The sequence below is a fragment of the Streptomyces longispororuber genome (assembly GCF_014656095.1).
In the GTDB taxonomy this organism is placed as follows: domain Bacteria; phylum Actinomycetota; class Actinomycetes; order Streptomycetales; family Streptomycetaceae; genus Streptomyces; species Streptomyces longispororuber.
In genome coordinates this window covers 1-10,439 of the sequence record NZ_BNBT01000214.1, presented here as the reverse complement: position 1 = coordinate 10,439, position 10,439 = coordinate 1, and the positions used below count along the sequence as shown (strand labels likewise).

Genomic DNA, 10,439 nt, shown 5'->3' with positions numbered 1-10,439 from the left:
TCGCCCCTGCCGATCACCTGGGTGACCGGTGACTGTGCCTACGGCCAGGAATGGCGGATGCGCCGCACCCTGGAAGAAGCCGGTGTCCGCTGCTTCGCAAGCGAGTCCTCCTGGCTGCACGAGTGCTGTCAGTGGCTGCTGGGATGCTGTCCGGAGAGAGCGATACCAGGAGCCGTACATGGGAACGTGGGGAACCGGTCCGTTCGACAGCGACCTCGCCGCAGATTTCGTCGATGAACTTGAGGGTCTCTCTCCTCAGAAGGTTATCGATGTACTCGAGCGAGCACTCCAACGAGTCACGGACTCCGGAGCACGCGTGGATGGCGGAGACGGCGTCGAAGCAGTAGCCGCTGCGGCTCTCGTCGCCTGCACAATCCCGGACAGCGGGATCGTGATCGACCCTGATGACGGGCCCAGAGAACCACTGCCGGAGCTTCCGTTTCCTCTCCGCAGGTCAGCCGTGCTCGCGCTGCATCGCGTGCTTCAAGACGGATCAGAAATGGCGGCGGGCTGGGTGGACAGCGCCGACGCCGTCCAGTGGCGCCACGAAGTTCAACAGATCATGGAGGCCCTCGCACCACCCATTGATCAATAACGGTGACGGTGTCACAAGAAGTGGACCAGAGCCACGACTCGTAAATAAAGGCAGCCGCGTCCCCTATGTGGTGCATACAGGTCGAGCAGGGCTCTCAGGCAGGTAGGTGGCGCGTTCGGTGCGGGTGAGGTCGCGGTGGATGGCGTTGCAGATCTTGCGTACGGACTGGGCGAGGGTAGGCAGGTCAGTCCTCCAGTGCTGTGTCTTGCCTTCCCCTGCGACACTCAGGGTCCGTCCATCTGGGTGAAACGCCACTGCAGTGGCCTCGGCACTGTGGATGGGGTAAGTGGTGCGCGGGATGCCCAGTTCCGTGTCCCACAGTCGTAGGGACTGGTCGTCGGCGGTGGTTGCCACGGTACGTCCGTCGGGGCTGAATGCGACGGCTGTCACGTCGCCGGTGTGGCCGGTAAGGGAGGCACGTTGTTTGCCTGAGGCCGTGTTCCACAGGCGCAGGGTCTTGTCGAATGCGCCGGTGGCAAGGGTCCGCCCGTCGGGACTGAACGCCAGGAGCGCTACAGGGCCGGGAAGACCGGTGAGCGTGTCCTTGGATTGGGTATGGTCGGTGTCCCATAGGCGTACGGTCTCGTCATCGGCGCTGGTAGCCAGGGTGTTCCCGTCTGGGCTGAACGTCACGGCGTGCACCTCTCCGGTGTGGCCGGTGAGGGAGGCGCGGTGCTGCCCCGATGCCGCGTCCCACAGATGCACCGTGCTTTCGTCGCCGTACCGGCTGGCGGTTGCCAAGGTCTGGCCGTCTGGGCTGAAAGCCACCACTCTTACCCCGCTGGTGTGGCCGATGAGGGCGCCTCGTTGCTCGCCTGAGGCCACGTCCCACAGGCGCACCGAATCCTCATCGGCAGTGGCAAGCATCCGCCCCTTACGGCTGAAGACCACGGCTCTGACATCCCCTGCGTGACCGGCGAGGGAGACGCGGTGTTTGCCTGATGCGGCATCCCACAGACGCACAGTCCCGTCGTCTCGCGCGGAAGCCAGCGTCTGCGCGTCCGGGCTGATCGCAGTTGTATCGTCGGTGGGACGACCGGTAAGCACCGTGCGCTTGCTGCGCGTTGTGACGTCCCAAAGACCGACCGTTTCATCCGCGCTGCCAGTGGCAAGAGTCTGCCCGTCAGGGCTGAAAGCCAGATCCAGGATCATGTCGGTGTGCCCAGGGATGGTTTCCCGTACCTTGCCTGAGGCTGTGTCCCACAGGCGCACCACCCCGGTAAGGTCACCGGTGGCCATGGTCCGTCCATCCGGGTTGAAGGCTGCCTTATCCGCCCTTTCGGTGATGTTGGTGCGTGCCTTACCCGAAGCCGCGTCCCATAAGCGCACCGTATTGTCGGCATCGCCAGTGGCCAGAGTCCGCCCGTCAGGGCTGAAGACCAGCGACGTCACGTCGTCCCTGTGACCGGTAAGGATGGTAGGCCTCTTGCGTGTGCCGGTATCCCATAGGCGGGCAGTGGAGTCTGCACCGCCGGTGGCCAGTAAGTTTCCGTCGGGGCTGAAAGCCAGTTTCTGTATCGCGTCGGTGTGGCCGGCGAGGGCCGCGCGTCTTTTGCCGGTGGCGACATCCCATAAGAGCACCTTCCCCTCGTCGTCGCCGGTGGCCAAGGCCCGCCCGTCGGAACTGAAGACAAGCCCGGTCACGCTGCCGGTGTGGCCGACCAGGACTTCGCGGTCCGTTCCCTTGGCAACATTCCACAGAATAACTTTCCCATCGCCACCGCCAGTGGCCAGGACCTGGCCGTCGGGGCTGAATGCCAAGTCCTCGAGCCCCTCAGTGTGGCCGGTGAGGGCGGAGCGTGGCTCACCCGATGCCACGTCCCACAGCCGGACAACACTGGCAGCGTCACCGCTGGCCACTGTCTTGCTGTCCGGGCTGAATGCCACGTGACCATCCATACCTGCGGCGGCAGTTATAGAGGCGTACGCCTTGCCGTTCGCCGTGTTCCACAGCCGTACGGTCCCTTCGTCTCCTCCCGTGGCCAGGGTCCGTCCGTCCGGGCTGAAAACCACTGAGGAAACTTCGTCCGCATATCCCGTAATGCGGTGCCGTAATGGCAAGCCAGCGGCGGAATAGAGGCTGGAGGCTGCCTCTGGTGTGGGGGCGGTTCGATAGGCGTGGATGGCCAAGAGGGAACCCAGGTCTGGATCGCTTGTGAGTAGGGCATCGGATCGGGCGGCCAGTTGTCTGGACTGCGCTATACGCTGCGCTTCGAGGGCTCGGTCGCGTGCCCGGTTGCTGGTCTGGGACTGCTGCCAGGCGAGTACTCCGGCGGTCAGGGCGAGGACGAGGAGTACGGACACGGCGCCTGCGAAGCGGCGCAGTCGGCGGGTGTTGCGGAGTTCGGCTTGCTGTTCCTTCTCGCGGGTGGTGATGCTGGCGGTGAGGAAGGTGCGTTCGATACTGGTGAGTTCGGGGTGGTGGTGGGGCTGGGGGAAGTGTTCTTGAGTAGTGGCGAGGCGGGTGCCGCGGTAGAGGGCCCCGGGGTCCTGGTCGAGTTCCTGCCAGGTGCGGGCGGCTTCAGTGAGCTGGCGGTGGCAGCGCAGGCGTTCGCGGCTCTCTTCGATCCAGCTTTGCAGGCGTGGCCAGCCGGCGATGAGGGCTTCGTGCGCGAGGTCGACGCTGTCTTCGGTCAGCGTGATGAGACGTGCCCGGGACAGCCGTTCCAAGATGTGGTGGGCCTCACCTGAGGGCTCGGGTAAGCCCAGTTCCGAACGGGGGACGGTGCGGCGGGTATCGGGGGCCCCCGCGCCGGGGGTGATGAGACGGAGCAGCAGTCGTCGGGACACTTCCTTCTGTGGGGCGGTGAGCTGGTTGTAAAGGGTTTCGGCGGTTTGGGAGATCGCGCTGTGCAGGCCGCCGGTGGCTTCGTAGGTTTCCAGGGTCAGTGTGCGGCCGCGGCGGTGGCGCCAGGTTTCCAGCAGTGCGTGTGACATCAAGGGCAGGCTGCCCGGCTGTCCGCCAGCCTCCTGAATGAGGTGGGCGGTCAGCTGCCGCTCGACGATCAAGCCCGCAGCCGCAGCGGGTTTGATGATTGTTTCCCGCAGCTCTGAGGGAGTCATCGGTCCGACAGGCAGACTTGCCTTCGCCAGGACTATGGCCAGGTCTTCGTGCTCGAGGCAGCGGGCATAGAAGTCTGCCCGCACTCCCAGCACCACCCGTATCCGGCTGCCGGGCTCCTGCGCCCGCATAAGCAGGCCGATGAATACCTGTCGCTCCTGCTCGTCCTGGCACATGGTGAAGGCCTCTTCGAACTGGTCCACCACCAGCCACGTCTCCCCCTCTCCCACAGCCGGAACAAACCGTTCACGGTGCTCGCGTGCCGGGCGAAGGCCTGGTGTGAGGATCCGGATCGCCGCCGGGCGCAGTGCCGGGTCGGTGGTGGCCTGTAATCGGGGGATCAGCCCGGCGCGGAGCAGGGAGGACTTCCCGCTGCCCGACGGGCCCAGCACCACGGTGATCCGGTGGGTGCGGGCCATCTCGGTGAGCTCGTCCGTCAAGCGGGTGCGACCGAAGAACCGGTCACAGTCGCTCGGCTCGAAACGCGCCAGGCCACGGTAGGGCGCATCGGAAGCGTCAGCAGGCTCCATAAACGACTGGCCGACATCGTTCTGAGCCTGCTGCCAGCGATGCTTCCACTGCTCCACATCCCCGCCACAGGCTGTTACGTAGGCCAGCGTCACCGCCAGTGAGGGCAGTTGCTCTCCTCGGGCCGCGAACGACAGCGCGGCCGCCGAATACTCGACCTGTAGTGCCATGGCCCGGTAGGTAGGTGAGCCGGCCTTTTGGCGCAGGGTGCGCAGTTCGTCGCGAACCGCGCCACAGCATTCGCTGTCGGGTCCAGCGGCTTCTCGCGACGCCCCATGCAGCCCCCTCTGCCGAGATCGACGCCATCAAGCCCAGCACACCATGACGGCCGCGCGCGAGGGCTGCGCACGCCATCATCTGCGCCACCGATGCCACTTCTTTGACTAGCGTTACGGGAGCGGGCTGCTAGTCAACTCCGACCAGCCAAAACTCACTGTCGGACCGGTCGCATCGCCTGCACGTTCTCTCCTCGGCGTTCCGCGGCACGCACTGGGCGAAGTGCTTCCCACTTCCCCCAGGCGCAGCCCCACCGTGCAAAGAGCAGGGCTGCGCGGTGCGACTGGCCCCTCTGGCGTCCCATGAGCATGAAAGGACAGCAGTCCATGAACCTACGCACACAAATCGCCCTCGCAACGGCCACAGTGGCCCTCGGCAGCGGCCTGGCAGTGACTGCACCCGCCGCACAGGCGCAGCCCCCGTCCCAGCCGAACAGCACCACTGTGGTTGACGGGCAGAATCAGGCAGCGGCCCGCTGGCACCAGATCTGGGCCGGCCGTCACGGCCCCGCCAACAAGTGGTCCACCCATGACTTCACCCCGCACACACGAAACCTGAGCGTGCACTTCGGCTGCTACGGCCACGATGGCGCCAAACTCCGCGCTGAGCTCGTCCGCACCCGGGACAAGAGGGTTATCAAGCGGAGCGGCTCAGGCTTCTGCGCGGATGGCAGGACGCAGTTTCTGAACGCCACCGTCAGCGGAGGCACCTCGTACTATCTGCGTCTGCAGTTCACGAGGGGACCGAAGCACAGCATGTACGCGCGGGTGTACGACAAGCACTAAGAGTGCATATCGTCAACGAGTTGAAGTGGCGGGGGCTATTTCCCCTGTCCCCCGAAGGCCCGGACGGTGCTGGCGAAACCCCGGGGGGCTCACTGCGCGGTGCGCTCGGCCAGGGCGACGCCGGCGTCGGTGTCCGCCGCGGCGAGGACGAGGACGGCGCGCGCCAGGAGCGGGGCCTGCCGGTGAGCGCCGTGGCGGCGCCGGCCGCCGTGATGGTGCCCGCTCCGCGCCCGGCGGTCGACGACGCCGTCGCGGTCACCGTGCTGCCCGGCCTGTTCGTGCCGGAGGCGCGGCAGTGGCTGTCAACCTCGGCGGGCCGGACCGCGTCGGACGGCTACTGCTGGATGCAGGCGGTCCACCGAGTGGCCGGGTCCGGGCTGTATCAGCCGCGGCGGCACCGGTCGCACGGGCCACGCAGCTTCGGGGCGACGACGGCGCGCGTCGCCCAGGAACGGCGCTCCCGTCCAAGAGAACGATTTTGTCCACGAGCACGAAAGGGGGCTGCCGGACAATCACCACCAGCGGAAACTCAATGTCCGAGGGAAGAACCGAACCCGCGGATTGCGGCCCACTTCTACGCAGTAGTTACCGCACTACCCACTCAGCCGGCCGTGCCGCCCGGCGGCCACGAGTGCTGCCATGGCGCCGCGCCCAGTGCATGGCCACCAACCGCGTGCTGAAGCCTCAACCCAGGAACCGGAGGACACGAACCATGAAGACCTTACAGAAGGCCGCTATCGCCATCAGTGGCGGCGCCTTGATCGCAAGCGGATTCACCGCGCTCCCGGCACAAGCAGAACCCAGCTCCGCAAAGATCGACGCATACATGGCCGCAGTGCCTCACGGCAAGAAGGTGAGCAACAACGAGATCTCGTACGAGAATGGCAGCGTCCGTGTGCTGATGTCGGCCACTGCGGCATCCTGCCGAAGGGGCTGGTACTGCGTGTATGAGCACAACAACTACCGGGGTGCCATGGCGCAGTGGAGCACCACCCCGGCGCACTGCAAAAAGTTCAAGTTCAGCAACTACTGGAAGAACAAAGTCTCCTCCTTCCGTGAGACCGGCGGCTGCGAACGGAACAACTACTTCCTCAAGGACGCGAAGAAGTACCAACCGGACCCCTTCGAGCCCTTCGAGGCCAGTAAGCCGTACGTCCGCTTCAACGACAGGTACGACTACGCAGCGAAAGGGTTGTGAGGTAACTCAGCTCCCCACCCTCCCGCGTGCTAGACAAAGGCCGACGAGCGTGCTCGGCTTGCCGTCAAGCATCAATGCACCAATTGCTCGAAGCCGTTCTCGCCCAGAAGAGGCGAAGCTCGCTGCCTGTGGCAAGCGCTACGAGCTGTCAGCACTTCGCCCCACCGCTACGCGGTGGGGCGAAGTGCTGACAGGGAGCTCGAGCGGTTGCGTGCCAGGACGTCATGAGACCTCCGGGGAGCACCCGCGCACGTGCGGAACGGACAGGGCATGACCTGTATCAAGATTGGACCCGGAAATGGCGCTGTGCATCTTCGGCGAACATCCGGTGAGCCGCGCCGACCAGCTCGAGGACGGCTCCCGCAGGCCGCTGATGACCGAGGAATCAAGGATCATCCTGTTCTCCACCACGGTGGAAGAAATACGTGACGAGCACTTGCAGGCCCTCAAGGACGCCGTGGACATGGCCAACCAGAAAGAGGAAAAGGTCCGCGCCGATTACATGGCGCAGAAGGAAGCGAAGGACGACGACACAGCCCGCCGCAAGCGGGACATCAACGCGGTCATAGCGGAGCTGGACTTCGACTGAGGGAAGACTTCTGAGCTTGCCACCCCGGGCCGTCCGTGCGTCCCGGGGCCCTGTCGCTGGTCCCGCCGCTGCTCACCAGTCGTCGGGGGCGCTGCCCACCCACGCGATCGGTCGGCCTTCGCTGTTGCGGCCCCAGTGGGGTTCTTCCATTGAGGTCTCGTGTCCGTCGGGCAGGACGCAGATCCGCCCCCAGCGGCCGTGCTTGCCCTCGCAGAGCCCGGCGAGTGCGTCCGCGTTGCCCTCCGCCACGGCCTGGTCGTAGCGGTCCTGGAACGGCTGGAGACGGGCGCACAACTCCAGACCGAGCTCCGTCTCCGCCGTCTCCACCCGCTCCCGCGCCTCGCGCACCCCCGGGTCGGACAGCACAGCGGTGACGACACCCTCCGCCTCCGCGAAGGCCCTGGTGCAGGCGCGCCGCCGCACGGCGCCCTGCGCCCGCTGCTCTGCGGCCTCCTGGTCGCTCGCGCTCATCACGCCGCTCCTTCCGCGGCCGCCCACTCCAGCCCGAGGCCGGCGAGCGCGGCGAGCTTGTCGGCGGTCAGCTTCGCGCGCCTGGTCTTGGTGTTGGACAGGAACACCCCGAGCTTGACCTCCGTCCCGTCCGGCAACACCTCTACGTGGCCGCGGGGGACGGTCACGGTGCCGGTGCGGGTCTTGTACTGCGCCAGGGCCGCAACGCCCCTGTCGAAGGCGCTCACGGGCGCTGTGGACGGCTCCGCGGGCACCCCCGGGGCCGGTGCCGGGGCCGGGGTCTGGGGGAGCGGGGTGATGCCGAGTTGCTCCAGGCGTTCGCGTTGCCCGTCGGCTAGGGCCGCCCACACCTCGGGCTTGCGCTGTCGGGCCAGCCACTTCCCCACGTCCATGCCATGGACGGTGACGCCGGGCAGGACCTCCACCGGGCCTTCCTCGTCGCGTACGAGTTCGCGCAGCGCGGCGTAGTGGCGCTGCCATTCGGCGGGCCACGAGGGGTTCCAGTCTTTGTCCACGGCCTCCAGCGCGGCTTCCCACTCCGGGTGGCCGTCCAGCGCGCCGGGACGGCGGAGGTTGGACAGCCACTGCCCGATGGGCTTGTCGAGTGCCGCGGCTGATCGGGGTGCGCACAGGGTCCAGTGCTCCTGGTAGTACACACGGGCGGCTGCCAGGTTCTCCTGGAAGCGTGCATCGGCCGCCGACCAGGCCATGCCGAGCTTCTCCAGCCGCGCGGCGCGCCGGCCGGTCATCTGCCCGGCCCCGTAGGCGCGTCGCTGTTCCGCGACCCACTGCCCGAGTGGGAAGGCGCCTTCCTTATGTTCGTACGGCACCCGGGCGTGGCCCTCACGCTCGGTGTACTCCTTGAGTTTCGCCCAGCCGCGGGCCCAGTCCTGGCGTTCGGTGTCGATCACGTTGAAGGACACCCAGTTGGCGACCATCGCCGGGTCACGCGGAGCCGCGAAACGGAGCAGCAGCCGGGATTCTTCCTCACCTTCTTCAGGCGCCGTTCCGATGCTTACAGACGGCTGTGCGACGTCCTTCTGCGGCTCCTGCGGAATCGCCAGCAATTCCACAGCCTCTTCATCATGAGCCCGCAGACCTTCCAATACCTTCACCAAAGGACGGTACGAACCCGAGGTGAACATATCCTCCGGCGATTCCTCGGGCTGGAGAAACACCGGCACGATCAGGGAAGCGAGCTTTCCTTCTCCGGGTTTCTGTCGCAGTGCGCGGCCGATGGCCTGGACGATGTCGTGCGGCGCGCCCTTGGGGTCCAGCAGGGCCACGGAGTCCACGGCCCGGATGTCCACGCCCTCGCCCAGGACGCGGCAGTTCGACAGGACCGCGCGCCGGGCGGTGGAGCCGAACTTGCCCAGCACCTCCCGCCGGTGCTCCGGGACGTGCTCGCCGCACAGCCAGTCCGCCCAGATCTGCGCCGGGTACGTCTCGGGCTGGTCGGCGTGCAGCCGCCTGGCCACGCGCTGAAGGCCCTCCGCATACGCCTGAGCCTCTATGGTCCGGTGGTGGAAGGTGATGCAGGTCCGAAGGTTGTGCTGCTCCATCGTGTGCAGCAGCGCGGCCTGCAGCGCCCCCAGGCGCTGCCCGCGGACTTCCTCGGTGTGCCGCTCCTCGCCCATCAGCCGCTCGGGCGTGACGACGGGGTCCTGGAGCTCCAGGACGATGATCTGGTACCGCGCCAGCAGCTTCCGCGATACGGCCGACGCCAGCGACAGCTTGTACAGGACCGGCCCGAAGACCTTCTCGTCATCCATCGAGGCCGCCATCTCCCGCGGCAGCGGATCCCACACCCCCTCGGCGACCTCGCGGTTCAGCCGCTCCTCCCAGATCCGCGGCGTCGCCGTCAGATACAACCGCCGAAAGGCCGGGATCTTCGCCTGGTCATGGATGTCCGCCCACGCCTTCCCCATCGAACCCGACGTCCGGTGCGCCTCATCGACCACCGCCAGGTCCACCGGGGCGAGCTTTTGCCCGTAGGCGCCCTCGAACGCCTCCACGAGCACGCCGAGCGAGGCGTAGGTGGCGTAGATGGTCACCGGCCCCGAGCCGTGCCACAGCGCCAGCTGTACCGGGTTCGTGGTGGAGCGCACCCCCAGGTGCCACAGCTCCGGATCGTCCAGCGGAGAGCACACCATGACCGCCGGCCCCTTGTGCCCGGCGCCGCTCCACGCCTTCACGGTCTGCGCCAGGAGATCCAGGGTCGGCACCACCACGAGAATGCGGCCCTTGGGCACCATCCGTTTTGCGGAGGCCGCCGCGATGATGGTCTTTCCCGTCCCGCACGCGGCGTGCACCTGCCCGCGCAGACCATTCCAGGGAATGCCGCCCGGCGGGATATCGAGACCGCGCACGATGGCGGCTACGGCCTCAATCTGGTGTTCACGCAGTTTCACGGCCATTCCCGTGTTCTCCTGTTCGCGGAATGCAGCGCGTCATAGGAATGAGAGTCCGGCGCGATGAGTAGCGGGCCGGGGTGGTGGTGTCTGGCCCCAGACTCTACACAGCCATGACCCGTGATGCATCATCCATACGGCAGCTTCCCTCTGTAGGCTGATACTTGACTGAATTCCGCCCCGCTCGCACGGTTCATAGGGTATGCTGGCGGGGTATTGGTGAGCGTGAGCGGCCGGGTTCGAGAGTGGGGGAGGGGTTCGGGTGGAGCGCAGCGGAGCCCGCCACTGCGGTGGGGCCGGCACCCCGTCAGGCCGACGATCCGTCACTCTCGTTGCTGGAGTGGTGGCCGGGATTCCCAAGCCTTACACAGGCCCGCGCATGATGCATCTCCCCTTGCTGCCAGCCCAGGCAACCGCGCTTGCGCGGGTGCCCACAATTCGCGCTTGCGCGAATTTACCCGCTTTCAGAATTCCGCTTGCGGAATTCAATTCCCGCGCTTGCGCGGGAATTCGCAGCGCGCTTGC

General features: G+C 66.7%; 7 protein-coding genes. 4 read left to right on the top strand and 3 right to left on the bottom strand.

Annotated features, from left to right (window positions below):
* The first annotated feature begins 178 nt into the window (after positions 1-178).
* The gene (locus IE330_RS35845) at positions 179-595 is read left to right on the top strand and encodes a DUF4259 domain-containing protein (RefSeq protein WP_190140365.1); all 417 of its coding nucleotides are present in this window, start codon (positions 179-181) and stop codon (positions 593-595) included.
* 63 nt (positions 596-658) lie between these two features.
* Here IE330_RS35845 and IE330_RS35840 read toward each other — a convergent pair whose 3' ends face one another.
* Positions 659-4,354, bottom strand: a complete 3,696-nt coding sequence (locus tag IE330_RS35840) for an nSTAND1 domain-containing NTPase (protein ID WP_190140364.1) — start codon at positions 4,352-4,354, stop codon at positions 659-661.
* A gap of 432 nt (positions 4,355-4,786) precedes the next feature.
* On the opposite strand from IE330_RS35840, the gene IE330_RS35835 reads away from it, so the two are divergent.
* From IE330_RS35835 to IE330_RS35825, 3 genes are all read left to right on the top strand, one after another.
* Positions 4,787-5,245, top strand: a complete 459-nt coding sequence (locus IE330_RS35835; RefSeq protein WP_190140363.1) for a hypothetical protein — start codon at positions 4,787-4,789, stop codon at positions 5,243-5,245.
* Between the two features lie 712 nt (positions 5,246-5,957).
* Positions 5,958-6,443 (top strand): peptidase inhibitor family I36 protein, encoded by a 486-nt coding sequence (locus tag IE330_RS35830; protein WP_190140362.1) that lies wholly within the window; start codon positions 5,958-5,960, stop codon positions 6,441-6,443.
* Between the two features lie 298 nt (positions 6,444-6,741).
* Complete coding sequence (locus tag IE330_RS35825) at positions 6,742-7,032, top strand: hypothetical protein (protein ID WP_190140361.1); 291 nt, start codon at positions 6,742-6,744, stop codon at positions 7,030-7,032.
* 72 nt (positions 7,033-7,104) lie between these two features.
* Here IE330_RS35825 and IE330_RS35820 read toward each other — a convergent pair whose 3' ends face one another.
* Both IE330_RS35820 and IE330_RS35815 read right to left on the bottom strand, forming a co-directional pair.
* Positions 7,105-7,503, bottom strand: a complete 399-nt coding sequence (locus IE330_RS35820) for a hypothetical protein (RefSeq protein ID WP_190140360.1) — start codon at positions 7,501-7,503, stop codon at positions 7,105-7,107.
* Positions 7,503-9,920: a DEAD/DEAH box helicase gene (locus tag IE330_RS35815; RefSeq protein ID WP_190140359.1), complete on the bottom strand. Its 2,418-nt coding sequence runs from the start codon at positions 9,918-9,920 to the stop codon at positions 7,503-7,505. Before IE330_RS35815 ends, IE330_RS35820 begins: the two co-directional genes overlap by 1 nt.
* Positions 9,921-10,439: the final 519 nt, after the last annotated feature.